This is a genomic window from Nocardia sp. NPDC059195 (assembly GCF_042754695.1).
Classification (GTDB): Bacteria; Actinomycetota; Actinomycetes; order Mycobacteriales; family Mycobacteriaceae; genus Nocardia.
The window spans coordinates 262,929-287,342 of record NZ_JBHZBG010000003.1 but is presented as its reverse complement, the minus strand read 5'-3'; the positions used below and the strand labels follow the sequence as shown (position 1 = coordinate 287,342).

Genomic DNA, 24,414 nt, shown 5'->3' with positions numbered 1-24,414 from the left:
AAGTAAGAAACGGTCGCACGCCGCGAGCGGGCTACCGTTGTGGGCGTGCAGGAGCAGAAGGATGATGCGGTGGCAGACGAACCGGCGAAGAAGTCGCTGCGGGATCAGGCCTACGAGGAGCTGCGTGACCGGATCATCGATCTGCGCTTGAGCCCCGGTCAGCGGCTGGTGGAACGCGACCTCGCCACCGAGTTGGCCATCTCGCGGATCCCGCTGCGCGAGGCCCTGCAGATGCTCGAACGAGAAGGTCTGGTGGTGATCGTGCCGCGGCAGGGCGCGATCGTCGCCCCGTTCACGGTGACCGATGTGCGCGACCTTTTCGATGTTCGCGAGAGCCTCGAGGTCCTCGCGGCCCGCCTCGCCGCCGAACGCGCCGAACCGGCCGACCTCGCCGCTCTCCGTGCACAACTGACCGCGGCCCGTCAGGCAACCGCCCGTGGCGACCAAGCCGCGATCGCCGCCGCGAACGCCGGCTTCCACGCGGTCATCGTCGAAGTCTCCGGCAACCCGCTGTTGCACTCGTTATTGCGCCCCTTGGAATCCCGAGTCCGCTGGCTGTTCCACCTGACGAAGGAACGCGACCCCGGCACCCAATGCGACGAACACGAAGCCCTCTACGCCGCCATCGCCGCCAACGACCCCGACTCGGCGGCCGAAATCGCCTATCGCCATGTGGCTTCCGGTCGTGAACCCAGTCTTGCCCTGTCGGCGCAATGGTCGATGCCCGCCATCGACCCTGTGTCGGCTACCCGCACCCGTCAGCGCGGCAAGAGCGCCTGAGGTATCTGATCGGTCATAGTCGGCGGATTCCGCGCGCGACCTTGGCAAACGATGACCCGGTTCCGAGTCCTGTACGCAGTTTCGGATGGCATGCGCCGAGGTCGACCATCACGGCGTAGGTCAGGCCGTGGTCGCGTCGTTCGGCGAACTGGTCGATCACCTCGTCGGGTGTGCCGACCTGGAAGACTTCCCTGATCAACGACAGAGGTGCGCGACGACCGTACTCCAGCGCGGTGGCCTCGTCGATGGTCTGCGGGAGAATGTCCTGTGCACCGGAGAACGTGGGGCCTAACGGATGCTCGACACCGTGGCGTGCCCAGGCCTGCGCGGACGCGGCGAGCGCGTAGGCGCGGATCACGGCCGAGTCGAGGATCTCGTCGACAATCGTCTGCGACTTCGCGGTAATGACCCAATGCCATCCCGCGGCTCGGACCGCGGCGGGGTCGCGCCCCGCATCCGAGGCCGCGGCCCGGATGGTGTCGAGCTTGTCGCAGTATTCGGCCGGACTGCTCGGAAAGGCAGGCAGCCACGCGTCGGCGAATCGACCGGTCAACCTGAGCATGCGCGGCCCGTGCGCTCCCATCCAGAGCTCCGGTCGGGTGCCGCGGTGCGGCGGCAGCGCGAAGACCGCGTCGCGCAAAGGGAAGAATTCCGAATCCCGGGAGATCGGCTCACCGTTGGATTCCCACAATGCCCGAATCGTCGCGACAGCTTCCTCGAAGCGCGCCACCGGGCGTTGCCAATCGACACCGTAGGGCTCATTGTTCTCGCGTTCCCCGGGACCGATCCCGAGAATAGCTCGCCCGCCGCTGAGTAGATGCAAGGTCGCGGCGGCCTGTGCGGTTACCGCCGGATGCCTGCGACCGGCGTCGGTGACGCCAACCCCGAGCCGCAGCCGACTCCACCGATTCCGTGCCGCCGCGCGCCCGAGCAGGGTCCACGGTTCGTAGAACGCGTCCGCGGCGGGGGCGATCCGCGCGCCGCCGACATGGCTCGGCTTCCATACCGACGAGGGAAACAGCCCGATCAAATGGTCGATCACCCACAGCGAGTCGGCGCCGGTCGTCGCGGCGACGAACTTCGCCGTGCGCTGGGTGAAATCCGGCGCATAACGGGAATGAAGGCCTGGATCGACAATTCCGGTCTTGACTCGTGCCATGGGTTTCTCCCACTACTCGATGCCGCTTCGCCGGTCTCCACGCGACCACCTCGATTGTCCCACCGGTCGGCGGTCGCTATCCCGCGGCGTGCAGGGCGACGCGGGCGGCGTGGATGGCGGGATGCAGGCCGGTGCCGTTTCGGTAGACCAGTTGGGTGTGGCGGCGGATCGGCAGGGGGGTGAGCGTGATGTGTTCGGGGGGTGCGTAGAGGGCTAGAGCGGGGACTATCGCGGTGCCCGCGCCCGCGGCGACGAGGGTGAGAACGGTGTCGAAGTCGTCGGCGTGGTGGCGGATATGGGGGGTGAATCCTGTTGCCTGGCAGGCTCGGATCGTCAAGGTGTGGCACAGGGTGCCGGGAGTTCCCGCGATCCAGGCGGATCGGCGGTGCGCGGCCAGCGGATCCTGGGTGGGCACGGGGGTGCGCGTGGCGAGGTACACGGTTTCGGTGTGCAGGGGTTCGGTGTGTAAGGAGGCGTCGGCGTCGGCGGGGACCAGGTCGTAGTCGTGGGTGAGCGCGATGTCCAATGTGCCCGCGCGCAAGGCGTTCGGGATGTCGGCCGGGTCGATTTCGGTGACGGTGAGTTCCAGGCGCGGATGATCGGTGCTCAGGGTGACCAGGGCGGGGGACAGCAGGGTACGCGCCGCGGTAGGGAAGGTACCGATGCGCAGGGTTCCCGCCAGTTCGTCACGGGTGCAGGACAATTCGGCGTCGGCGTGTTCGAGGGCCGCCAGGATGGTCTCGGTGTGGCCGACCAAGAGATGGGCGGCGGGTGTGAGGGTGACGCGGCGGCCCGAGCGTTCGAGCAGCGGGACGCCCGCTTCGCGTTCGAGGGCGGTGAGCTGCTGGGACACCGCCGAGGGCGTATAGCTGAGCGCCTCGGCGACCGCGGCGACGGTGCCGCGGTGGGCGAGTTCACGGAGCAGGCGAAGTTTGCGGACATCGAGCATCAGTTCAGCTTACGGTCGGCGTTATGAATGTGAACTGGACCTGATGATAGGTCCGGCTCGATGATGGAGCCATGACATCGCTACACGGCCTCTTCGTCCCCCTGATCACGCCGTTCACCGCTGACGGGGCACTCGATCCCGCCGGACTCGAACGCCACGCGCACGCCGTCCTCGACGGGGGCGCGACCGGCCTCGTCGCGCTCGGCACCACCGGGGAACCCTCCGCGCTCACCGGTGCTGAACGCTCCCGAGTCCTCGACATCTGTGCGAGTGTCTGTGCCGACCGCAGCGCACCACTGATCGCCGGTGCGGGGGGCAACGCCACCGCTGAATCGGTCCGAGCGATCGCCGAACTCGCGCGGCCCGTCGCGGCCGTGCTGGCGGTGGTGCCGTACTACGTGCGACCCAGCGAAGAAGGTGTGATCGCGCACTTCACGCAGCTGGCGGCGATCAGCCCGGCTCCGCTGCTGGTCTACGACGTGCCGCACCGCACAGGGCGCCCACTGAGCGGTAGCACACTGATTCGTCTCGCCAACACCCCCAATATCGTCGGCTTCAAACACGCCGTCGGCGGAATCGACGCGGCCAGTGTCGAATTGATGGCCGCACAGACCCCGGCGACCGTGCTCAGCGGCGACGACCGATTCGCCTCCGCCCTGCTCGCCCTCGGCGCGCACGGCGCGATCCCGGCCGCGGCCAACATCGCGCCCCGCGCATACGCCGATCTCATCGAGGCCTGGCACGCCGGTGACGTCACCCGGGCCCGCGCCATCGGCAACAGCCTCGACGCACTCGCCGCGGCCCTGTTCGCCGAGCCCAACCCCACCGTCATCAAGGCGGTACTCGCCGAGCGTGGCCAGATCTCCAGCGCGGCCGTTCGGCTGCCGATGCTGCCCGCCTCGCGTGCCGCGACCGAGGCGGCGCTGGTGGCGAGCGAGGCGGCGACGATCACGCGGGTGTGACACCGAGGTCTCGGTATCGACGGCGCCGGGATTACGAACAGTAGATTTCACTGGTCTTCGGCACCGAAAAGTGCTTGGGTTAACCGGTGACGAAACCTCCGGATATCGGTGCCGCCGCGCCCGATCGCACTCCCGACAAGTTGGATGCCGCCGTGCTGAAGGTGGCGGGCGTAGTCGTTCTCGGTGCGGTGATGTCGATTCTCGACATCACCGTGGTCACCGTGGCGATCCCGACCTTCATGCAGGACTTCAATGCCTCCGTCGAGGTCGTCGCGTGGACCATGACCGGCTACACCTTGGCGCTGGCCTCGGTCATCCCGATGACCGGCTGGGCCGCGGACCGCTTCGGTACCAAACGCCTCTATATGGCGGCGCTGACCTTCTTCATCATCGGATCGGTGCTGTGTTCGATGGCGTGGAGTATCGAGTCGCTGGTGGCGTTCCGCGTCATCCAGGGCATCGGCGGCGGCATGCTGATGCCACTGGGCATGACGATCATGACCCACGCCGCGGGTCCGCAGCGGATCGGTCGCGTGATGGCGGTGCTCGGTGTGCCCATGCTGCTCGGCCCGATCTGCGGCCCGATTCTCGGTGGTTGGCTCATCGACGCCTTCAGCTGGCATTGGATCTTCCTGATCAATCTGCCGCTCGGCATCATCGCGCTGGTCCTGGCCTATGTCGTGTTCGCTCCCGACAAGCCCAAGCCGTCGGAGTCGTTCGACTTCCTCGGCATGCTGCTGGCCTCGCCGGGCTTGGCGCTGTTCCTGTTCGGTGTCTCCTCCATTCCGGAGAAGGGCACCGTGATGGCCGCGCGTGTGCTGATTCCGGTGATCATCGGCGCGGCGCTGTTGGTGGCGTTCGTTTTCCACGCGCTGCGCACCGAGCATCCGCTGATCGATCTGCGGCTTTTCGCCAACCCGTCACTGCGCTACTCCGTGCTGACCATGTCGCTGTTCGCGACAGCGTTCTTCGGCGCCGGTTTCCTGCTGCCGAACTACCTGCAGCAGGTACGCGGTGAAACGGCGTTCGACTCCGGCTTGCTGATGGCGCCACAGGGCATCGGCGCCATGTTGACGATGCCGATCGCGGGATTCCTGGTCGACAAGATCGGCCCAGGCAAGATCGTCATGTTCGGCATCACCTTCATCACCATCGGCCTCGCCGGGTTCACGCAACTGGGCGCCGACACCTCATACCTGCTGATCGGTGGCGCGCTGTTCGTGATGGGTCTCGGGATGGGCTGCACCATGATGCCGGTGATGACCGCCGCCATCCAGACGCTCTCGCACGCACAGGTCGCGCGCGGTTCGACGTTGATGAACATCGTCAACCAGACCGCGGCCTCGATCGGCACGGCGACGATGTCGGTCGTGCTCGCCGCCCAGCTCAACGATCATCTGGAGGCCAAGGCGGCCATCGGCGCCAACGCCAGGCCAGATCTCGCCGCCCAGATTCCGCCGTCGGTGATCGAGCAGGGGCTGGAGCTGGCAGCGACAGCGTTCAGCAACACCTACTGGGTCACCGTGGTGCTCGCGGTGCTCACCCTGGTCCCGGCGTTCTTCCTGCCGCGGACCAAGCCGAAGGTGCCGGTCGACGCCGAAGCGGTAGCGCTGGCCTGATCCGCCATCATGCCGAAAGCCCGGGCGCAACATCGTGTTCCGTCCGGGCTCTCGTCGTCGAACACTCAGCTGTAGAGCTTGACGAACGTCTCGAGCGAGCGTTCGATATCGCCGCGCAAGGCCTTGGCGATGGTCGAGCCGATCGGGCCGAACAGCGGTGCGCCGCCCAGTTCGATGTCGAGGCTCACCTTGGAACCGCTGCCGCTCGGTTCGACGCGCAGGCTGAGGCCGAACTTGGTGCCACCCATGCCCTTGCCGCTGAGGGCGAGCTCGCGCGGCGGCTCGGCGGTGCGCACGGTCCAGGTGACTTTGTTGCGGAAGCCCTTCACGCTGGCGATGCCGACGAGAACGGTGCCCGGCGTCAACTCCTCGGGCAGCGTGCCGCGCCACGCCTCGTGAATGGTCAGCCAATCTCCGAGGTGCGGAAGGTCGGACGCGTGCGCCCAGGCCTGGTCCGGCGGGACGGGGACATCGACGGAGAGCTTCAGTTTCGCCACGGCGGGGATGTTATCCGGTACCCGGGGTTCCGTAAGCAGCGGCTCGAGACATAGCAAACCAGAATAGATCAATTGTCCAGTAGTGCGGACCGTTTTGTGCGGGAATTATGATGTCTGACAGCATGATCCGTGTCGCGATCGTTATGCGTGCTGCTAATGTGTGCGAGTCGCTGGAAACGGGGCGTGTGAATCGGGTATTCGAAATCACACCGCGATCGACGGCGAATGCCTTGTCGGGACGGCCGACGAGGGCCAGGCGGCAACAGCGTCGTGTGGTCGAGAACGACGAAAGATCTGATGAACTCAGGAATCGCGGTGCTGTTGCTTGTCATCGGTGCGCCGCTGTTACTGCTCGCGATCGCGGTCAGTGTGTTGGCCATGCGGAACGAGCGCCGACAGCGGCAGCGGGCCGATGCCGCCATCCGTGAGCGCCTCGCCTGCGAGAACGCCCTGATGCAGCTGGCGCATTCCACGCTGCCCGCGATCACCGCCGCCGTGCGCCGGCACGAGATCCCGGCGGTCGCCGTGGATCTGCCGGTGGAACTGGGTGATTCGCAGTTCGGCCAGGCGCTGCAGTGGATCGCCACGGGCCATGCCGAAGATCTGCGCGTGGTCACCGAGGAGACCAGGGCGATGGTCGAACGCTATGTGGAGCAACGCCGCGTGAGCGAGATACAGGCCGCGCAGGAGCAGACCCGCGGCGAGCTCTCGGCGTCGTCGCGGGCGGCCACCAGCGCCGCGGTGCGCTCCTTCGGTACCTCGGTGGTGAGCCTCGGCACCGACCTCGGCCAGGTCGTCAGTGCGGCGCTGCGCGAACATCGCGACGACGCGATCTACGAAACGCTCACCCGGATCGACCACACCGTGCAGCAGATGATCCGGCAGGCGCAGTCCTATGTGATCGTCTCCGGCGGTCTGCCCGGTCGTCGGTGGCCACAACAGTCGCTCACCGATGTGGCGGGCGGCGCCACCGGGCGGGTCAGGGAATTCCTGCGCGTGCGGACGACGCAGTCCGACCGGATCGTGATCAGCCGCGCGGTCGAACCGCTCGTGCACACCATGGCGACCCTGCTGGACAACGCGCTGCGCTACTCACCGCCGTCGTCGTTCGTCGAGATCGGTTTCCAGGAGGGCCATCACGGCGTCACCGTGATCATCGACGACGCGGGCATGCGGATGAGCCCCGAGCAGCTCGAGGACGCGCGCCTGGTGCTCAGCGGCGAACGCCCGGTCGACATCCACGATCTCGGTCCCGCGCCGAAGGTCGGCTTCCCCGGCATCGCGGCACTGGCCCGGCGCTACGGATTCTCCGTGCACGTCGACGGACCCAACATCTTCGGTGGCATGCGGGCCATGGTGTACGTACCGTCGGCGCTGCTGGTGAGCGGGGACGCACCGCGGCTGCCCGAGCCCGAACTCGCCGCGCCCGCCCATATTCCCGTTCCGGTCGCCGAGGTCGAATCGCCCGGCGCCGATGTCCACGAGATCACCAGCGGCGGGCTGCCCAAGCGCCGCCGCAGACCGGTTGCCCCGGATTCGGCGGGGGTAACGACCGAGTCGGGGCAGGGGCGCCCCGACCTCGCCGCTGCCTGGCGCAGCGGATCCCGCAGCGGTCGTGCCGCTGCGGCCGAGCGAACCACGGAAGGAACAGCCGATGAGCACACCGGTAGCCGATAGCACCAACCGATTGGCGTGGCTGCTCGAGGATCTCGAGATCCCCGGCGTCCGCTTCGCGGTCCTGCTGTCCGAGGACGGACTGCGCATCGCCCACTCCCGTGGCGTGGTCAAAGACGACGCCGAACGGTTCGCCGCGGCCGCCTCCGGCCTGCGCTCGCTCGGCAAGGCGCTCGGCGAGTTCTGTGGCGGCACGTCGAATACGGTGCGCCAGAACATGACCGAGTACGACGAGGGCATGATCATGATCACCGCCGCGGGCGCGGGCGCCCTGCTCGGGGTCGCCACCACCCCCGATGTCGATGTGGCACTGGTGGCGCATCGGATGAACGAACTGGCTTCGCGCGTCGGTCACGAGATCGGTAGCGCACCCCGACTAGGCGGGAGGAATTGAGCCGCGGCAGGCGCGATCCCGACCTGGTGCGGTCCTATGTGCGCACCGGCGGGCGGGTGCGTGCCGCGCATGACCTGGATCTGGTGACACTGGTCCGTGCCGTCGACGACGCGCGCCCCGATCACCGCCCCGATGAGCGCCGCCTGCTGGCACTCACGAGCCGCCGCGGCGCACTGTCGATCGCCGAATTGTCGGCCTATCTCGACCTGCCCGCCTCCGTCGTGAAGATCATCGTGTCCGATCTGCTCGACAGCGGCCACCTGCACTGCCCCACCCCGGCGCAGGTGAAGCCGGAACTCGCACTGATCAAGGAGGTGTTGCATGGCCTCCGCGCCATTGCGGGATGAGGTCGACTACGTCGCGGAAACCGTGACACGGTCGGTGAAGATCCTGGTCGCAGGCAATTTCGGCGTCGGAAAAACCACCTTCGTGTGCGGGGTGTCCGAGATCAGGCCACTGCGCACCGAAGAGACGATCACCGAGGCCAGCATCGGGGTCGACGACATGGCCGGGCTGGGCAGCAAGGTGTCGACCACTGTCGCACTGGATTTCGGCCGCATCACCCTGAATCCCCAACTGGCGCTGTACCTTTTCGGCACCCCGGGCCAGGAGCGGTTCGCCCCGCTGTGGGAGGAACTGGCACGCGGCGCCCTCGGCGCGCTGGTGCTCGTCGACACCCGGCGCATCGAGAAGGCCGACGACGTGCTCTCGGCGCTGGAACAGCGTGGCGTGCCGTATGCGGTGGCGGTGAACGAATTCGAGGGCTTCCGGCGCTATCCACTCGAGGAGGTGCGCGAGGCACTCGACCTCGCCCCCGGTACCCCGGTGATCGCGCTCGACGCACGTCGACGTGATCAGGGTCTGCGCGCGCTGATCACGTTGGCGGAGTATCTCTTTCGCAGACAGGAAGCGACAGCGTCATGAGGGTGGATATCGCCGCCGACGAGCGGGTGGCGATGTGGGCACCCGAGTTCGCCGCCGATCCGCAGGCGGCCTACCAGCGGATGCGCAGCCGGTTCGGCTCGGTGGTGCCGGTGGAGTTGTCGCCGGGCATCCGGGCCACGCTGGTGATCGGCTATCACACCGCCGTGCGCATCCTCAACGATCCGGAGCACTTCCCGGCCGACCCGCGCATGTGGGAACGCGACATCCCACTGGACTGCCCGGTGCTGCCGATGCTGCAATTCCGGCCTGCCGCGCTGCGCACCACCGGCGCCGAGCACACCCGGTACCGGCAGGCCAATGTCGCCGGCATCGCCGGGGTCGATCTGTACGCGATGCACAGCACCGTCGAACAGTTCGCCATCCCGCTGATCAACAGCTTCTGCGTGACCGGATCCGCGGACCTGTTGAGCCAGTACGCGTTTCCGCTGGTGTTCCAGGCGCTGAACTCGATGCTCGGGTGCACCCCCGAGATCGGGCAGCAGGTCGCCACCGGGATGGCGCAGATCTTCGAAGGTGACGACGCCGAGGCGGGCAACAACCTGCTCGCCACGGCATTGGCGGATCTGGTCGGCCTGCGTCAGCGCGAACCCGGTGACGATGTCGCGACCCGCCTGCTCCAGCACCGGGCAGCCCTGACCGACGAGGAGATGGTGCACCAGTTGCTGGTGCTCTACGGCGCGGGCATCGAGCCCATGCTGAACCTGGTGGTCAACACCTTGCGGCTGATGCTCACCGACGACCGGTTCGCGGGCAATGTGCTCGGCGGCAGCCTGTCCACCCGCGACGCGCTCGACGAAGTGCTGTTCACCGACCCGCCATTGGCCAACTTCTGCATGACCTACCCGCGTCAGCCGATCCTGGTCGACAACACCTGGCTGCCCGCGCACGAACCGGTCGTCATCAGCATGTCGGCATGCAACAACGATCCGGCGATCGCCGGGCGTGATGTCGTCGACAATCGGGCGCACCTGGCGTGGAGTGCGGGTCCGCATGGTTGTCCGGCCAAGCCGGTGGCGTACCTGATCGTGCAGGACGCCATCGACCAATTGCTCGATGCGCTCCCGGAATTGGCCCTCGCCGTGCCCGTCGAGGACCTGGTGTGGCGGCCCGGCCCGTTCCATCGGTCGCTCGCGGCGTTGCCGGTGATATTCCCGAAGACACCGCCACTGCCGATGCCCTGACACCGGCGAACGCGTGGTGGCTCAGGCGATCTCGGAGGGCGCGCTCAGCGCGGCCTGCATGGCGACACCGTCGACGTAGGTGTGCTTCTCCTTGACCGCGCCGTCCTCGACAGTCACCATGTCCGCGATATCCACATCGACGGTGCGGCCGGTGACGGAGGTGCCGGACAGCTTCCATCGCACCACCCAGAAGTCGTCGCCGACGCGCAGGTCGACCTGGGTGAAGGTCAGGTCGGGGACGAGCGCGAAGTTCGCGGCCGCGGCGGTCCGGATCTCGGCCCGCCCCTGCGCGGGTGCGCCCCCGGAGTGCAGGTGGAAGACCGAATCTGGCGTGTGTAGCGCGGCGATGCGGTCGGGGTCGCGCTCGGCCCAGCAGGCGTGATAGCGCTCGAACAGATCCTTGGTGACATCGGACATGGTCGTATGTTCCCGAATCGGGAGTGGCTGGTCTAGGGGCGAAGGGCCTCGCTGTCGACTGGCGCAGTGAGGCTTGCTGAAATAGGTTAGCCTTGCCTAATGACGACTGAGACTGTGAATCGACCGGCCATGGTCTACGCGCCGGCGACGGTTCGTCGCGCGGTACGGCTGACGCCGCGCATGGTGCGGGTTACCCTCGGCTGTCAGAACTCGGCCGCCCTCGCCGACATCGGGCCCGATCAATACACGAAGCTCTTCTTCCCGCTCCCGGGCAAGCCGCGTCCCGTGGTGCCGCCGCCGCTGGACGACTCGGGCAGCGTAATGAGTTGGTACCAGCGGTATCTCGCGATGCCCGACGAGGTTCGCCCGCCGATGCGCACCTACACGATCCGCGCGCAGCGGCCCGAACTCGGCGAGCTCGACATCGACTTCGCCTTGCATGCCGAGCATGCGGGCCCCGCCTCGGACTGGGCTTCGACCGCCGCGCCGGGCGACGAGCTCGGCCTGCTCTGCCCGCCGCACGCGCTGTACACACCGTCCGGTGATTCCGGCTGGCAGTTGCTCGTCGGTGACGAGACCGCCGTTCCGGCAATCGGCGCGATCATCGAACGCCTTGACGTGGGTGTGCCGGTGCGAGCGTTCATCGAGGTCGACGGTCCCGCTGACGAGCAGCGGTTCGAGACCCGCGGCGACGTGGGGGTCGAGTGGGTGCATCGCGGCGATCGCTCGCACGGCGACGCGGTGGTCGACGCGGTGCGCGCCGCCGCGCTCCCCGCGGGCGCGCCCTACGCGTGGATCTCCGGTGAGGCCGAGTTGGTGAAGCTCGCCCGGCGTAATCTCGTCCGCGACCGTGGCGTCGACAAGCGCGCGATCACCTTCACGGGCTACTGGCGTCAGAACCGTACCGAGGAGGACAACGGCCGCGAGAAGGTGCGCCGCGCCGCCGCCGGTGAGCCGCTGGTCCTCGACGAGGACTGATGCGCATCGACCTTCCGACCGTCTGTGACGCCGCTAATAGTTATTGCACTAATTATTAGTGGCGTAATAGTGTGTGGGCTAAGGAAGGTGGTGGACGATGCAGGAGCTCGACGACCCGTTGCGGCTCGATCGGCAGGTGTGCTTCGCGCTGGCGGTGGCCAATCGATCAGTACTGGCGGTCTACCGGCCGCTGCTCGAACCGCTCGGCCTGACACATCCGCAGTATCTGGTGATGCTCGCCCTGTGGGGTGAGGCGCCGATGTCGGTGAAGGCCGTCGCCGAGGCGATCCAGCTCGACTCCGCGACATTGTCACCGCTGCTCAAGCGGCTCGAATCCGCCGGTCTCATCACCCGCCGCCGCGATCCGCACGACGAGCGCACGCTGCACATCGACCTCACCGAGGTGGGCCGTGACCTGCGTCAACAGGCCGAGCAGATCCCGCCCGCCGTCGTGGCACGCCTCGGCGTGAGCCTGGCGGATCTGGAAGAACTGCGCGATGTCCTCGGCCGGGTCAACGCGGCCGCGCGACGCGCATCCGACGTGAGGGAGCAGTAGTGAGCAACTCGACCCCGAATCTCTGGCAGCGCGTTCGCTACATCACCGGCGGCACCCTGCCGGCCTCGATGGCGGACTGGGTGCTGGCCGACCTCACCGGCCCCGGCGCGACCCGCCGATACCTGATGCGCTTCCTGCTGCCCGTGCTTCCGATGCTGTGCCTGTTCTTACTGGTGCCGGGCCCGCTGTGGATCGGGCTGTCGATGATCGCGCTGCTGTACCTGCCGCTGCTCTACTTCACCGTGGCGTTGGTGTACGTGTACCGCCGGCACCGCCTGGTCAGCCATGGCTTCGATCCCGAGTTGGCGAACGAGGCCGAACGCCGTCGGGCCGAAGTCGAACGCGTTGCCTACGAGAGTCGCCACCACCGCGGCTGAGCCGCAGGCAACGGGTCGAGGTCGAGAACGGGGGAGTCAGCCCGCACGCAGAGTGGGCCCGACGAATCGTTCGACCATACGACGTTCCGCCGTGGCGTCGGGCAGCGGCCAGGTGAGCAGCGACAAGACGACGCGCACGACCCAGCCCGCGGCCTCGTCGTCGGGGGCGATTCTGGTCAGCGCGGTCGCGATGTTACCGAGTTCCGGTGCGCCGGCGAGGAATTCGTCGGTTTCGGGGGAGCGGTGCCGGATCAGCCACTGCCGCAGCACCGGGTCGGCGCGGATCGCGGCGACGGCGGCCAGGATCGCCTCCACGGGGCGTCGGCCGGGCGGGGCCGAGTCGAGGACCGCCTCGACGCGCGCGACGACGGATCCGGCGGCCCTGACCATCACCGCGCTCACCAATTGCGGTTTGCCGCCGACGTAGCGATACAGCGTCGCGCGTGAGCAGCCCGCGGCCGCGGCGATGTCCTCGGCGGTGACGTTGTCGATGCCGTATTCGAGGAACAGTGCGAGGGCGGCGCGTTCGATGCGGTCGACCGCGATGGTGCGTCGGTCACCACCGGTTAGCCAGTCCACTCGGTCGGTCATCGGCGAACCTCCAATGTCTCACAGTGAGACGTGCATCGGAATCTGTCTAGCCAGAACTTACCGGGCAGGGACTTGTTTCGATGAAATACGCGACAGGTTCCAACGACAACGATATCGCTGTGCTGTCTCACTCTGAGACGGTCGTTGACCGTATGCCTCTCGTCGTTGCACGGTGAGCGCCGACAGCCTGACCAGGAAAGGCGGCGGCCATGACCACGGACCTCGAAGCGATCGACCTGTTCGACGCGGCGGTGCTCGACGATCCCTACCCGATGTATCGCACTCTGCGCGAGCAAGCGCCCGTCTACCGGGTTCCCGGCACGAACTTCTACCTCGTCGCCTCGTGGGCCGCGGTCGCCGAGGCGACCCGGCGCCCGGCGGAGTTCTCCTCGCATCTGACCGGCGTGCTCGTCGCCCAGCCGGGTGCGGCGCCGACGACCTTCGACCTCGACGCGACAGGACAGGGCATCCACGTGCTCGCCACGGCCGACGGCGACATTCATGCCGCCCATCGCGGCGTCGTCGGACCGGCGCTGGCCAAACGGGTTCGCACCCTCGGCCCGTTCGTCACCGCACTGACCGAACAGCTGTGGGCGGCGGAGCTCGACGGCGATCGGATCGACTGGGCCACCGGGGTCGCCGATCGATTGCCGCTGGCGCTGATCGCCGAACTCGTCGGACTGCCAGGCGCCGATGTGCCGACACTGCTCTCGTTGGCCTACGACTCCACCGAAATGCTGGGCGGTGTCGTCGCCGACGGCCGGATGACCGCGCTGATCACCTCGGCGGCCGAGCTCGCCCACTACGCGTACCTGGCGATCAGCGGCGCGAAAGAGCGAGTGGCCGATCGAGATTCGCCGCGAACGATGCTCGAGGTACTCGTCGCGGCGATGTTGGCGGGCACGATCGACGAGCAGCAGGCGGTACTGATCGTGGTGCAGCTGATCGGAGCGGGCGGGGAGTCGACCGCGGGTCTGATCGCCTCGGCGGCACGACTGCTCGCCACCGACCTCGCCCTGCAGGCCAGTCTGCGCGAACGGCCCGAGCTCATCCCCGCGTTCCTCGAGGAGGCGCTGCGGCTGGAGTCACCTTTTCGCGGCCACCACCGCCACGTCGTGTCGGATACTCAGCTGGGTGGCGTCGACCTGCCAGCGGGGAGTCACCTGCTGTTGCTGTGGGGATCCGCCAACCGCGATCGGGCCGCCTACCCGGATCCGGACGTCGTCGATCTTGGCCGGCCGCGTGGACGTGCGCACGCGGCGTTCGGTGCGGGCGCCCACTTCTGCATCGGGTCCGCCCTGGCCAGGCTGGAAGCAACCGCCGCGATCACCCTGCTCCTCGAACGCACCGAGCGGTTCGGTCTCATCGATGAGGAGCCGCCACGGTGGGTGCCCAGCCTGTTCGTGCGCCGCCACGCGACTCTTCCGCTCCGCGTTACGCGCGCCTGAGGACGGTTCTGGTCCCGCGGCTCGGGTTCTCATGGGGCGATAGCGCTTCCACCGGTGGCAAGTTCGGGCCTGAGCCGGATCGGGCTCGGGTCGGCTGGATCGCGGTCGGCGCGGGCGGAGTTGCCTCCTGGCGGGGTGTGGCACGGTGTCGGGGTGCGCCCCCGTCTGTTCCTGCCCGCCTGCCTGCTCGCGGCGACAGCGCTGTTCGCCGGATGCGCGTCCACGGACGCGACCCCGGCAATGTCGACCGCGACGGCCGTTTCCTCGGAGAGTGCCGTGCCGCCTACTTCCCCCGTCGTGAACCGCACGGTGGTCCTCGATCCCGGTCACAACGGTGGCAATGCCACCCACCTCGCGCAGATCAACGCGCCGGTGCCCGACGGACGCGGCGGGACGAAGGCCTGCAACACCACCGGGACCTCGGCCGACAGCGGCTACACCGAGCACGAGTTCACCTGGGATGTCACCGTGCGCGTGCGAGACCTGCTCGCCGCGCACGGTGTTCGGGTGATCCTCACGCGCTCCGACGACACCGGCGTCGGACCGTGCGTCGACCAGCGCGCCGCCATCGCGAATCAGGCGGGCGCCGACGCGGTGGTCTCGATCCACGCCGACGGCAATACCGGCGCGGGCGCGCACGGATTCCACATCGCCTATGCCGAACCCCCGCTGAACCCGGTGCAGGCCGAGGCGGGAACGCGGCTGGCCACTGCGCTGCGCGATGCCATGGTCGCCGGTGGCGCGGTGCCGTCGACCTATGTGGGGTCGGCCGGCCTGGATCCGAGGGCGGATCTGGCCGGGCTCAATCTGGCCGAGCGGCCGAGCGCCCTGGTCGAATGCGGGAACATGCGCTCGGCGACCGATGCCGCGCTGATCGAGACTCCGGCGGGGCGGGCCCGCTGTGCCGAGCTCATCACCGCCGGAATTCTCGCGTTCCTCGGCTGATTCGCCGACTGCCTCCGCCTGATTTTGGAGGAGTCGCGCAAAGTTCGCCAGGCCTGCTTCGGCCGTGCCCGCGCTCGAACAGTAAGGCGGCTTGTTGCCAACATGGCTACCTATCGTCGACGGCTGGCAAATCTGTACACCCGCGATAGCTGGTCAATTAACTCGCCGGTTGCTCCGAGTGGGAACCGGTTGGTCTGAAACGTGTTCATTCGCTGAATTCGCACTCCTGCCAAAAGGTTCGCGAATACCGGCCGGTAGCAGTATTTTTCGCTATCAGGACGGTTGACGGTTGATCTTCGCCGCCTTAATGTCCCTGTCACAGTTCGATATCGAAGTGTTCAGTGTCATCGCTCGAAATGTTTCCCGGACGGCAAGCCGGCCCCTGCCGTCCTCCGCGTGCGTTTCCAAGGAGTATTGATAGTGAGAAGCCGAATTCTGTTCTTCGCCGGAGCAATGGCATTGGCGCCCATCGTCACCGCGTTGGTCCCGGCCGGGAGCGCTACTGCGCACGGCTGGATCACCGGGCCCGCGAGCAGGCAGGAACAATGCGCCCGTGGCCTCGTGCCCTGCGGCGCGGTGAAATACGAACCGCAGAGTGTGGAGGGTCCGAAGGGGCTCACCAACTGCAGTGCGAACAAATACCCCGAGCTCGATGACGACAGCCTCGGCTGGGTGCCGCAAAAGGTTTCCGGCAGTGCGAGTTTCACGTGGAAGAACACCGCGAACCATCGCACGCTGAATTGGGAATACTTCATCGGAAATACCAGGGTCGCCGTGTTCGACGGTCGAAACGAACAGCCGTCCATGGAGGTGACCCATACCGTCGATTTGACGAAATATTCCGGTCGGCAGAAATTGCGGGCAGTATGGAATATCGGTGATACCGCAGCGGCGTTCTACAGTTGCGTCGATCTCGAGATAGGCGGCACACCCGGGGCTACGACCACCCCGAAGCCGACCACTTCCCGGCCGACCACCAGCACTCCTGCCCCCACCACCACGCCGCCCGCGACCACCACGAAACCTCCTGCCACGACCACGAAACCGCCGGTGACAACCACTCCCGGGCACGAGCACCCGACGACAACGGCTGCCCCCACCGGATCGGCCTGGCGTCAGGGTGCCACCTATGCCATCGGCGACAAGGTCACCTACCAGGGCGCCACCTATAGCTGCAGGCAGGCGCACACGGTGCACGACCCGAACTGGACACCGCCGAACACTCCCGCACTCTGGTCCCGGGTGTAGCCGGCACGACGAGGCAGGCGAAACGGTTCGTGTGTTCTCCCACCATCGGTCCCACGATGGGGTGAGGATGGGGACCGACTCGCCGGCCTCGCGTTCGGTCGGCCCGCAGCACAAGGACGTGAGATATGAGTGACAGGAAATTCGCCATCGCCGTCGCGGCCATCGGGACGGCAATGCTGGCCACGACCCTCGGCGCTCCCACCGCCTCGGCCGGTGTTTCGCACTTGACCGTGAAACCCAACCTCAGCGTCGGCTCGGCAACCGACTACGGCACCGGATGCACCCATCAGCTGCTGGCCAGGCTCAGCGTCGGCATCGTTCCTGTTGCCTTCTACGACAACGGCGCGCTCCTGGCCGTGGTCGCCCCGACCGACGGCGTCGCCATGTTCAACTGGGTGCCGTCCTACACCGGTGCCCACGCGCTGACCGCCGTCCAGGACGGTATCGCCAGTAGCGCGAATGTGACGGTCGGCCGGGGCTTCCGCTTCGGGGAATCCTGTGTGGTCACCGGCGGCTGACCTGCCAGCAATACTTCGGCATCCGCGGGAAGCGTGCAAGCGATTGGATAGTTTCACATCGGCGATGTCGGCAGGTGTGGCCGACAAACCAAAATCCGGCCGAAACGGTCCCGAACTACCGGTTTTGTCTGATTCTTGTTGAAGGGGCGCCGCGGCCGGGTAGCGTGGCGACCCGCGAGGTGGTAATGACCGCAGCGCCCATTTTTGCCCGCCGACCAGCTGGGTCGAAAAGGCCGACGGGAAGTAGAGCACGGAGTTTGGTCACCGACGTCATCGATGTGAGCGCGGATTTCACCATCGCGCGACAAGCGTTGTGGGATGTGCTGCTCGATCCTCAGAGTTATCCACGGATGTTCACCGGCATCGGCAGTTGTGAACCGGTGGAACGTCCCGACGGTGCGGTCCACTGGCAGGTGCGGATCGGATCTGCGAGCGGCGGGATCAGGACGCACGAGTTCATCCTGGTCATCGGCCGTTGGTACGAGAGTTTCGAACTGCGCAGCCCGGTGCTCGGCAGCTTCGCCGCGATCCGCTTGCGCGGCGATCAGGAGCGGACCCGACTCGACATCACCCTGTTCGCGGCCGCGCGTGTCCATCCGCTGATCGAGCAGGGCGGCAACTCACTGGTCACCGACTGGGTGAAGGCGGGGCTGCGCCGTACCGCCGACGCGATCGCGGGCACCCGTTCCTCGGTGGTGATCAATGCCGAGCGTTCGATGGTGCGCCGCAATGCCGGGGTGGCGCGCAGTATCGCGGCCACCGGGCTGATGCGGCCCGAGCCGAGGTCGATCGTGAGACAGCTTCGCTCCCTGTCGAAGTGGGGTTTCAACCTGGCAGGTGGTTACGCGGCGGGCGCGGCCTACGCACCTGATCGGCTCGCGCTGATCGACGCGGGCGGGCACCGCACCTTCGCCGAGGTCGACTCCAGATCCACCGCGCTGGCCGCGGCGATGTACTCGATCGGTCTGCGCAAGGGTGACGCCATCGGCCTGCTGGCGCGCAATCACGCGGGCATGGTCGAAACCATGGTCGCCGCGGGCAAACTCGGCGTCGACGTGGCGTTGCTCAATGCGGGATTGTCGGGGCGGCGGATCGAGGAGATCGTACAGCGGCACCGGTTGAGCGCGGTCTTCGTCGACGGTGCGCTGGAAACGCTGATCCGCTACCTGCACAGCGAGGTCCCCCGCTACACCACCGACGACTGTCCGCCGGACCCGGAGCGCACGACGGTCGACGACCTGATCGCCCAGGCGCACAACGACTTCCCGGTTCCCGCTCATCCCGGCAGGCTGATCGTGCTCACCTCCGGCACCAGCGGTTCGCCGAAGGGTGCGCGCCGCCCGCACGCCAAGGGTTTCGGCACCATCGCCGCGCTGCTCTCGCGGATCCCGCTGCGCGTGGAGGAGGTCCTGCTCATCCCCGCGCCGCTGTTCCATACCTGGGGCCTGGCCGGGTTGCAGCTCAGCACGGCATTGCGGGCGACCGTGGTGTTGTCGGACGGTTTCGATGCGATGGACTGCCTGCGCGCGGTAGCCGAGCACCGGATCACCACGTTGATCGTGGTTCCGACCATGGTGGAACGCCTGCTCGAGGTGCCCGACGAGGTCCGGGCCGGCTTGGATCTGTCGAGCCTGCGGTTCGTGGTGAGCTGTGGTGCGCCGCTGGCCGGGGCCACCGTGCTGCGATTCCTGGACAGCTACGGCGACCTGCTCTACAACGTGTACGGCTCGACCGAGGTGTCATGGGCCAGCGTCGCCACCCCCGACGACCTACGGGTATCGCCCACGACCGCGGGCCGCCCGCCACTGGGCACCCGGGTCGCGGTGCTCGGTCCCGACCTGCGTCCGGTGCCGGTGGGCTCCACCGGGCACATCTTCGTCGCCAACCACATGCTCTTCGATGGCTACGTCAACTCCGCGCCGCCGGAGGAGGCCGACGGCATGCTCGATACCGGCGACCTCGGCTACCTCGATGCCGCGGGGCGGCTGTTCGTGGCGGGCCGCGACGACGAGATGATCATCTCCGGTGGTGAGAACGTCTTCCCGCGACCGGTCGAGGAGGCGCTCGCCCACCTTCCCCAGATCAGCGAAGTGGCGGTCGTCGGCGTTCCCGACCGGGAGTTCGGTCAGCGGCTGGCCGCCTTCGTGGTGAAACGTGAAGGGGCCGGGCTGGATTCGGACATGGTGCGGACCTACATCCGCAACCGTCTGAGCCGATTCTCGGTCCCGCGTGATGTCACGTTCCTGAGCGCGCTGCCACGTGGGGAGACCGGCAAGATCCTCAAGCGGGTGCTCGTGCCGGGGTCAGCGCTGAGCGAGTAGCAACCCCACCGCGCGCTCGATCGTCGCCGACGCCTGCTCGCCCGACAGTCCGCGCCGGTCCTGTAGATGGTGGCGCGTCGGCCAGGCCAGGGCGCCGTCGACCAGATCGAGCAGCCTGCCGTCGAGCTCACCGTCCGGCCGGGACAGTTCGGGTGCGAACAGCGCGGCCAGCACGGCGCGGATGCGTTCGTCGGTGCGCCGCATCCGTTCGTCGATCGCGGCGATCGATCGAGATTCCTGCAGACCGGGCAGCCGGGGCACGCGCTGCAGATCGAAGATCGCGGCGCTCTGGCGCACCGCGACCGTGATCCGCTCGGCCAGGGCAGTCGAGGGATCCGGGACGACCAGGCACGCCTCGACCATCTCGGACTGGCGTTCCGTCGCGGCCACCAGCAACGCTTCCCGATCGGGAAAGTGCACGAAGACACTGCGTTCGGAGGTGCCCGCTCTGGCGGCGATCTCGCGCGCGGTCGGTGCGAAATCGCCCGCGGTCACCGCGGCGAGCAGTCCGTCGATGATCGCTTCGCGCGTTTTCGCCGGATCTCGCCGCCGCCGCGGCGCGCGCGCCTGCCTCGCGCCCGCCGCGGCGTCCTGCTCCGATCTCATCGACCCATCACAGCACAGTCCGCCGCCGACCTACTTGCTCGGCTCCGGCGCGGCCCGGTTCATCAGCGAGTGCTTGCGCGAATAGGCGAAGTACACGATCAGGCCGACTGCAAGCCAACCGGCGAACCGCACCCAGGTCTCCCACGGCAGCGACCAGATCAGGTAGGCCGAGAAGCCGATCCCGACCAGCGGGATCACCGGCATCAACGGCAGCCGGAACGAACGCGGGGCGTCGGGCCTGGTGCGCCGCAACACGATCACCGAGATGCACACCACGATGAAGGCCATCAGAATGCCGATATTAGTGAGCTCGGCGACGGTGTTGATCGGCAGCACACCGGCCAGGATCGCCGCGCCGAAGCCGACGATCCAGGTGACCCTGGTCGGTACCTTGCGGGTGGGGTGGGTCTTGGCGAACCAGATGGGCAGCAGCCCGTCGCGGCTCATCGCGAACCACACCCGGGTGACGCCGAGCATGAAGGTGAGCACGACGGTGATGATGCCGACGATCGCGCCGACCGCGATGATATTGGCGACGCCCGGCATCCCGACCGATTCGAACGCGGTGGAGAAACCGCTGGTCGGGCTGATTTCGGTGTACTTCTGCATGCCGGTGAGCACGAGCGTGGCCAGCACGTAGAGCACCATCGCGATGGCAAGGGAGTAGATGATCGCCTTGGGCAGGTGCTTGCGCCCGTCGATGGATTCCTCGGCCGCGGTACTCATCGCGTCATAACCGAACACCGCGAAGAACACCGTCGCCGCGCCCGTCCACACCGCGCCCGTGCCGAAGGGGAAGTACGGGTCGTAGTTGGCGCTGTCGATGTGGAACACCCCGAGCACCACGATGAGCATGACCAGTGCGACCTTGATGCCGACCGCGACCGTCTCGAACCGGCCGACGCTGCCGATACCGCGTGAGAGAACCCACGCGGTGCCCAGACAGAACAGCACCGCGAACAGGTCGATCACCCGGCCCTCGCCGGTATCGGGCGCGCCGAGCATCCACTCCGGCAGGGTCAGGCCGACCTGATCGAGCAGGAACCCGAAGTACCCGGACACGCCGATCGCGACCACCGCCGCCACCGCGATGTATTCGAGCAGCAGGTCCCAGCCGATGAACCAGCCCGCGAGCTCGCCGAGCGAGACGTAGCCGTAGGTGTAGGCCGAGCCGGCTTTCGGGACCATGCCCGCGAATTCGGCGTAGCACAGTGCTGCCGCGGCACTGGCGACACCGGCGATCAGGAACGAGATCAGTACCGCCGGACCGGTGACCGAGTGCGCGACCGAGCCCGCCAGGGTGAAGATGCCCGCGCCGATGATGCCGCCGACGCCGATGGCGGTGAGCTGCCAGAGCCCGAGTGATTTGGCCAGGCGCTCGTCACTGGGGATGTCGTCGTCGACCTCTATCAGTGGTTTGCGGCGCAACATCTGGGTGCGCAACTCTGCGAAAGACATTCGCGTTTCCTTCCATCGGCGCACACCGTCGCGTCACGGTGGGCTCATCCGAGTACACCGCCACGCGCGAGGAGCGGGCGTCGAGAGTGAATAATGTTCAGCGGCAATGATTGTTCGGCCGAAGCCGGTTATCGCCCGCGCACGCCGACCAGTGCGCGCAGGAAGAACCCGAGGTTGGCGGGCCTTTCGGCCAGCCTGCGCATGAAGTACCCGTACCACTGGTCACCGTAGGGGACATACACGCGAACATGGTTGCCCGCGGCGGCGAGTCGCTGCTGTTCGTCGGCGCGAATGCCGAACAGCATCTGGTACTCGTACTCCTCGGTCTTGCGCTGCGCCGACTGTATGCCCACGCCGGCCGCGGTGATCACCGCCGGGTCGTGTGAGGCGATCATCGGATAGCCCGCGCCCGCGGTGAGCACGCCGAGGCACCGCAGATACGACGCGTCGACCTCGGCCTTGTCGCGGAAGGCGACCGACTCCGGTTCGTCATAGGCGCCTTTGCACAGCCTGATTCGCGACCCCGGACCCGCCATGGCGCGGCAGTCGTCCTCGGTGCGGCGCAGATACGCCTGCAACACCGCGCCCAGCCACGGGTAGTCCGCGCGCAGTTCGCGCACGATCGACAGCGTCGAGTCGGTGGTGGTGTGGTCTTCGGCGTCGACGGTGACCCAGATCCCCGCGGCCTCGGCGGCGGCACAGATCTGGCGGGCGTGCTCGCGGGCGATGGCGTGACCGTCGCTCGGCAGGGCCTGTCCGAGTGCGGAGAGTTTCACCGAAACCTCCAGTGGCCGAACAGCTCCCGTCGCCACCGAGGACTGGGGGAGTTTGCCGAGAGCGGCTATCAAGGCCCGGTATTGCGCGACGGTCGCCTCGGCGCTCGCCAGATCGGTGGTGTCCTCACCCAGATAGTCGATGCTGACGAAACGCCCTGAGCACAACAGGGTTTCGGTGGCCAGCACGGCCTGCTCGGTGGTGGTGCCCGCGACGAAGCGGGCCACCACCGCCCGACTGACCGGCAGTCGGGTGATGGCGCGTTCCAGCCGGGGTGAGCGTGCGGCGGCGAGCATGGTCGAACGCAGCAGAGCCGACATCAGCCGACCTCCGGTGCCTGGTGGGGGTAGCCGTGCTCGGTCGGCGGGACGAAGGTTTCCTTGATCGTGCGTGCGGAGGTCCAGCGCAGTAGGTTCTGGGGGGAACCTGCCTTGTCGTTGGTGCCGGACGCGCGTCCGCCGCCGAACGGCTGCTGGCCGACGACGGCGCCGGACGGTTTGTCGTTGATGTAGAAGTTGCCCGCGGCGAAGGTGAGCCGCTCGGTCGCCGCGGAGATCGCGGTGCGGTCCTGCGCGATGACCGAGCCGGTGAGGCCGTAGGGGCTGCCGCTGTCGACGAGGTCCATGGCGTCGGCGAAGGCGGTCGGGGTGCTGTCGTCGTAGACGTGCACCGCCAGGATCGGGCCGAAGTATTCGGTGCGGAAGATCTCGTCGGCCGGATCGTCACCGACCACGATGGTCGGGTCGACGAACCAGCCGACGCTGTCATCGCTGTGTCCGCCCGCCACCACGGTCAGGCCCGGTGTCGCCTTGGCCCGCTCGAGTGCGGCGGCATTGCGGTCGAAGGCGGGTCGATCGATCAGGGCCCCACCGAAATTCGTGAAGTCGGTGACATCGCCGTAGCGCAGGTTCGATGTCCGTTCGATCAGGTCCTCCGACATCGCCGCCCATACCGAACGCGGGACGAACGCGCGGGAGGCGGCCGAACACTTCTGGCCCTGATAGTCGAACGCGCCACGCACCAGTGCGGTGGTGAGCACCGCCGGATCGGCTGACGGGTGTGCGAGCACGAAGTCCTTGCCACCGGTTTCGCCGACCAGCCGCGGATATGTGCGGTACCCGTCCAGGCGCTGCGCCACCTCGCGCCACAGGTGCTGGAACGTGGCCGTCGACCCGGTGAAATGCACGCCGGCCAGCCGTGAGTCGGCCAGCACGACATCGGAGATCACCGGGCCGGCCCCGTTGACCAGGTTGATCACCCCGGGCGGCAGTCCGGCGGCTTCGAGCAGCCGCATCGTCAGGTAGGCCGCTACGGACTGGCTCCTGGCGGGCTTCCACACCACTGTGTTGCCCATCAGCGCGGGCGCGGTGGGCAGGTTGCCCGCGATCGCGCTGAAGTTGAACGGTGTCACCGCGTAGACGAACCCCTCGAGCGAGCGGTACTGCATCCGATTCCACACACCCGGCGAGGAGAGCGGCTGCCCGGCGAGGATCTCGCGGGCGAACGAGACATTGAACCGCCAGAAGTCGATCAGTTCGCACGGCGCGTCGATCTCGGCCTGATAGGCGGATTTGGATTGCCCGAGCATCGTCGCGGCCGCGATCTTCGAACGCCACGGCCCGGAAAGGAGGTCGGCGGCGCGCAGGAAGATCGCGGCTCGATCGTCGAACGGCATCGCCTGCCAGGCGGGCGCCGCGGCACAGGCGGCCTCGACCGCGGCGGCGGTGTCGGTGGTACTCGCGTCACGCAGGGTGCCGAGGACGGCGGCGTGGCGATGCGGTTGAACCACGTCGTAGGCAGGGCCGTCGCCGGGCAGATGGCGGCCGCCGATCACGTGGGCGATCTCGGTGGGGGAGGCGGACAACTCGGCGAGCGCGGTCTGGAGGCGACTGCGTTCCGGGCTTCCCGGAGCGAAGGTGCCGACGGGTTCGTTGACCGGTGGCGGGGTGGTCGCGATGGCGTCCATGAGTGCGGCTCCTGCGTCGTGGCGGATAGCGGGATGTGACGTAGTCAACAC

General features: G+C 67.6%; 25 protein-coding genes. 16 read left to right on the top strand and 9 right to left on the bottom strand.

Annotation, left to right across the window (positions count from 1 at the left end; genetic code table 11):
• The first annotated feature begins 45 nt into the window (after positions 1-45).
• Positions 46-780 carry a GntR family transcriptional regulator gene (locus tag ACFXKN_RS06110; RefSeq protein WP_378950315.1) on the top strand — a complete coding sequence of 245 codons (735 nt, stop codon included), beginning with the start codon at positions 46-48 and terminating at the stop codon, positions 778-780.
• Positions 781-793: 13 nt separating this feature from the next.
• Here the strand turns inward: ACFXKN_RS06110 and ACFXKN_RS06105 are convergent, their stop codons facing one another.
• Both ACFXKN_RS06105 and ACFXKN_RS06100 read right to left on the bottom strand, forming a co-directional pair.
• Positions 794-1,939: an LLM class flavin-dependent oxidoreductase gene (locus ACFXKN_RS06105; protein ID WP_379432536.1), complete on the bottom strand. Its 1,146-nt coding sequence runs from the start codon at positions 1,937-1,939 to the stop codon at positions 794-796.
• A gap of 76 nt (positions 1,940-2,015) precedes the next feature.
• Entirely contained in the window at positions 2,016-2,888 is an 873-nt protein-coding gene (locus ACFXKN_RS06100) for a LysR family transcriptional regulator (protein WP_379432535.1), read from the bottom strand.
• A gap of 71 nt (positions 2,889-2,959) precedes the next feature.
• Here ACFXKN_RS06100 and dapA point away from each other — a divergent pair, with 71 nt between their 5' ends.
• Positions 2,960-3,850: a 4-hydroxy-tetrahydrodipicolinate synthase gene (gene dapA, locus ACFXKN_RS06095; RefSeq protein ID WP_379432534.1), complete on the top strand. Its 891-nt coding sequence runs from the start codon at positions 2,960-2,962 to the stop codon at positions 3,848-3,850.
• An 86-nt stretch (positions 3,851-3,936) separates the two neighbouring features.
• Positions 3,937-5,469: a DHA2 family efflux MFS transporter permease subunit gene (locus tag ACFXKN_RS06090; RefSeq protein ID WP_378950307.1), complete on the top strand. Its 1,533-nt coding sequence runs from the start codon at positions 3,937-3,939 to the stop codon at positions 5,467-5,469.
• Positions 5,470-5,534: 65 nt separating this feature from the next.
• On the opposite strand, the gene ACFXKN_RS06085 is transcribed toward ACFXKN_RS06090, so the two are convergent.
• Complete coding sequence (locus ACFXKN_RS06085) at positions 5,535-5,966, bottom strand: SRPBCC family protein (protein ID WP_379432533.1); 432 nt, start codon at positions 5,964-5,966, stop codon at positions 5,535-5,537.
• 297 nt (positions 5,967-6,263) lie between these two features.
• On the opposite strand from ACFXKN_RS06085, the gene ACFXKN_RS06080 reads away from it, so the two are divergent.
• The 5 genes from ACFXKN_RS06080 to ACFXKN_RS06060 are packed head-to-tail and all read left to right on the top strand — an operon-like array spanning position 6,264 to position 10,160.
• The gene (locus tag ACFXKN_RS06080; RefSeq protein ID WP_379432532.1) at positions 6,264-7,643 is read left to right on the top strand and encodes a sensor histidine kinase; all 1,380 of its coding nucleotides are present in this window, start codon (positions 6,264-6,266) and stop codon (positions 7,641-7,643) included.
• Positions 7,621-8,034 carry a roadblock/LC7 domain-containing protein gene (locus ACFXKN_RS06075; protein ID WP_378950301.1) on the top strand — a complete coding sequence of 138 codons (414 nt, stop codon included), beginning with the start codon at positions 7,621-7,623 and terminating at the stop codon, positions 8,032-8,034. Before ACFXKN_RS06080 ends, ACFXKN_RS06075 begins: the two co-directional genes overlap by 23 nt.
• Positions 8,031-8,381, top strand: coding sequence for a DUF742 domain-containing protein (locus ACFXKN_RS06070; RefSeq protein WP_194827562.1), 351 nt, complete (start codon positions 8,031-8,033; stop codon positions 8,379-8,381). The genes ACFXKN_RS06075 and ACFXKN_RS06070 overlap by 4 nt, the downstream gene beginning before the upstream one ends.
• Positions 8,356-8,958: an ATP/GTP-binding protein gene (locus ACFXKN_RS06065; RefSeq protein WP_378950299.1), complete on the top strand. Its 603-nt coding sequence runs from the start codon at positions 8,356-8,358 to the stop codon at positions 8,956-8,958. Before ACFXKN_RS06070 ends, ACFXKN_RS06065 begins: the two co-directional genes overlap by 26 nt.
• Complete coding sequence (locus ACFXKN_RS06060; RefSeq protein ID WP_378950297.1) at positions 8,955-10,160, top strand: cytochrome P450; 1,206 nt, start codon at positions 8,955-8,957, stop codon at positions 10,158-10,160. Before ACFXKN_RS06065 ends, ACFXKN_RS06060 begins: the two co-directional genes overlap by 4 nt.
• Before the next feature lie 21 nt (positions 10,161-10,181).
• Here ACFXKN_RS06060 and ACFXKN_RS06055 read toward each other — a convergent pair whose 3' ends face one another.
• Positions 10,182-10,577 (bottom strand): nuclear transport factor 2 family protein, encoded by a 396-nt coding sequence (locus ACFXKN_RS06055; protein ID WP_378950295.1) that lies wholly within the window; start codon positions 10,575-10,577, stop codon positions 10,182-10,184.
• A 99-nt stretch (positions 10,578-10,676) separates the two neighbouring features.
• Here ACFXKN_RS06055 and ACFXKN_RS06050 point away from each other — a divergent pair, with 99 nt between their 5' ends.
• The 3 genes from ACFXKN_RS06050 (at position 10,677) to ACFXKN_RS06040 (ending at position 12,488) form a co-directional block, all read left to right on the top strand.
• Positions 10,677-11,555, top strand: a complete 879-nt coding sequence (locus ACFXKN_RS06050; protein WP_378950293.1) for a siderophore-interacting protein — start codon at positions 10,677-10,679, stop codon at positions 11,553-11,555.
• A 97-nt stretch (positions 11,556-11,652) separates the two neighbouring features.
• Positions 11,653-12,111, top strand: coding sequence for a MarR family winged helix-turn-helix transcriptional regulator (locus ACFXKN_RS06045; protein ID WP_378950291.1), 459 nt, complete (start codon positions 11,653-11,655; stop codon positions 12,109-12,111).
• Positions 12,111-12,488 carry a DUF5313 family protein gene (locus ACFXKN_RS06040; protein ID WP_378950289.1) on the top strand — a complete coding sequence of 126 codons (378 nt, stop codon included), beginning with the start codon at positions 12,111-12,113 and terminating at the stop codon, positions 12,486-12,488. Before ACFXKN_RS06045 ends, ACFXKN_RS06040 begins: the two co-directional genes overlap by 1 nt.
• A 36-nt stretch (positions 12,489-12,524) precedes the next feature.
• Here the strand turns inward: ACFXKN_RS06040 and ACFXKN_RS06035 are convergent, their stop codons facing one another.
• Positions 12,525-13,079, bottom strand: coding sequence for a TetR/AcrR family transcriptional regulator (locus ACFXKN_RS06035; RefSeq protein WP_379432531.1), 555 nt, complete (start codon positions 13,077-13,079; stop codon positions 12,525-12,527).
• 209 nt (positions 13,080-13,288) lie between these two features.
• Between ACFXKN_RS06035 and ACFXKN_RS06030 the strand changes: the two genes are divergently transcribed.
• From ACFXKN_RS06030 to ACFXKN_RS06010, 5 genes are all read left to right on the top strand, one after another.
• Positions 13,289-14,527, top strand: a complete 1,239-nt coding sequence (locus ACFXKN_RS06030) for a cytochrome P450 (protein ID WP_379432530.1) — start codon at positions 13,289-13,291, stop codon at positions 14,525-14,527.
• Between the two features lie 153 nt (positions 14,528-14,680).
• Entirely contained in the window at positions 14,681-15,472 is a 792-nt protein-coding gene (locus ACFXKN_RS06025) for an N-acetylmuramoyl-L-alanine amidase (protein WP_379432529.1), read from the top strand.
• A 420-nt stretch (positions 15,473-15,892) separates the two neighbouring features.
• A complete protein-coding gene (locus tag ACFXKN_RS06020) occupies positions 15,893-16,720 on the top strand; it encodes a carbohydrate-binding protein (protein WP_379432528.1) in 828 nt (275 codons plus the stop codon).
• A 125-nt stretch (positions 16,721-16,845) separates the two neighbouring features.
• Positions 16,846-17,238 (top strand): hypothetical protein, encoded by a 393-nt coding sequence (locus ACFXKN_RS06015; protein WP_378950278.1) that lies wholly within the window; start codon positions 16,846-16,848, stop codon positions 17,236-17,238.
• Between the two features lie 257 nt (positions 17,239-17,495).
• Positions 17,496-19,559: an AMP-binding protein gene (locus tag ACFXKN_RS06010; protein WP_378950276.1), complete on the top strand. Its 2,064-nt coding sequence runs from the start codon at positions 17,496-17,498 to the stop codon at positions 19,557-19,559.
• Here ACFXKN_RS06010 and ACFXKN_RS06005 read toward each other — a convergent pair.
• From ACFXKN_RS06005 to pruA, 4 genes are all read right to left on the bottom strand, one after another.
• On the bottom strand, positions 19,542-20,165 hold the full coding sequence (locus ACFXKN_RS06005; protein ID WP_378950274.1) for a TetR/AcrR family transcriptional regulator: 624 nt from the start codon (positions 20,163-20,165) through the stop codon (positions 19,542-19,544). The two genes, ACFXKN_RS06010 and ACFXKN_RS06005, sit on opposite strands and share 18 nt — an antisense overlap.
• Positions 20,166-20,195: 30 nt before the next feature.
• Positions 20,196-21,623, bottom strand: a complete 1,428-nt coding sequence (locus ACFXKN_RS06000) for an amino acid permease (RefSeq protein ID WP_378950272.1) — start codon at positions 21,621-21,623, stop codon at positions 20,196-20,198.
• Positions 21,624-21,751: 128 nt separating this feature from the next.
• A complete protein-coding gene (locus ACFXKN_RS05995; RefSeq protein WP_379432527.1) occupies positions 21,752-22,717 on the bottom strand; it encodes a proline dehydrogenase family protein in 966 nt (321 codons plus the stop codon).
• Positions 22,717-24,363 carry an L-glutamate gamma-semialdehyde dehydrogenase gene (gene pruA / locus ACFXKN_RS05990; RefSeq protein ID WP_379432526.1) on the bottom strand — a complete coding sequence of 549 codons (1,647 nt, stop codon included), beginning with the start codon at positions 24,361-24,363 and terminating at the stop codon, positions 22,717-22,719. Before pruA ends, ACFXKN_RS05995 begins: the two co-directional genes overlap by 1 nt.
• Positions 24,364-24,414 lie beyond the last annotated feature (51 nt).

Coding starts and splice junctions, on each gene's coding strand:
- ACFXKN_RS06105 (WP_379432536.1), bottom strand. CDS start 1,939: ATGGCACGAGTCAAGACCGGAATTGTCGATCCAGGCCTTCATTCCCGT.
- ACFXKN_RS06030 (WP_379432530.1), top strand. CDS start 13,289: ATGACCACGGACCTCGAAGCGATCGACCTGTTCGACGCGGCGGTGCTC.
- ACFXKN_RS06015 (WP_378950278.1), top strand. CDS start 16,846: ATGAGTGACAGGAAATTCGCCATCGCCGTCGCGGCCATCGGGACGGCA.
- ACFXKN_RS06045 (WP_378950291.1), top strand. CDS start 11,653: ATGCAGGAGCTCGACGACCCGTTGCGGCTCGATCGGCAGGTGTGCTTC.
- ACFXKN_RS06050 (WP_378950293.1), top strand. CDS start 10,677: ATGACGACTGAGACTGTGAATCGACCGGCCATGGTCTACGCGCCGGCG.
- dapA (WP_379432534.1), top strand. CDS start 2,960: ATGACATCGCTACACGGCCTCTTCGTCCCCCTGATCACGCCGTTCACC.
- ACFXKN_RS06075 (WP_378950301.1), top strand. CDS start 7,621: ATGAGCACACCGGTAGCCGATAGCACCAACCGATTGGCGTGGCTGCTC.
- ACFXKN_RS06060 (WP_378950297.1), top strand. CDS start 8,955: ATGAGGGTGGATATCGCCGCCGACGAGCGGGTGGCGATGTGGGCACCC.
- ACFXKN_RS05995 (WP_379432527.1), bottom strand. CDS start 22,717: ATGTCGGCTCTGCTGCGTTCGACCATGCTCGCCGCCGCACGCTCACCC.
- ACFXKN_RS06035 (WP_379432531.1), bottom strand. CDS start 13,079: ATGACCGACCGAGTGGACTGGCTAACCGGTGGTGACCGACGCACCATC.
- ACFXKN_RS06100 (WP_379432535.1), bottom strand. CDS start 2,888: ATGCTCGATGTCCGCAAACTTCGCCTGCTCCGTGAACTCGCCCACCGC.
- ACFXKN_RS06065 (WP_378950299.1), top strand. CDS start 8,356: ATGGCCTCCGCGCCATTGCGGGATGAGGTCGACTACGTCGCGGAAACC.
- ACFXKN_RS06000 (WP_378950272.1), bottom strand. CDS start 21,623: ATGTCTTTCGCAGAGTTGCGCACCCAGATGTTGCGCCGCAAACCACTG.
- pruA (WP_379432526.1), bottom strand. CDS start 24,363: ATGGACGCCATCGCGACCACCCCGCCACCGGTCAACGAACCCGTCGGC.
- ACFXKN_RS06005 (WP_378950274.1), bottom strand. CDS start 20,165: ATGAGATCGGAGCAGGACGCCGCGGCGGGCGCGAGGCAGGCGCGCGCG.
- ACFXKN_RS06055 (WP_378950295.1), bottom strand. CDS start 10,577: ATGTCCGATGTCACCAAGGATCTGTTCGAGCGCTATCACGCCTGCTGG.
- ACFXKN_RS06080 (WP_379432532.1), top strand. CDS start 6,264: ATGAACTCAGGAATCGCGGTGCTGTTGCTTGTCATCGGTGCGCCGCTG.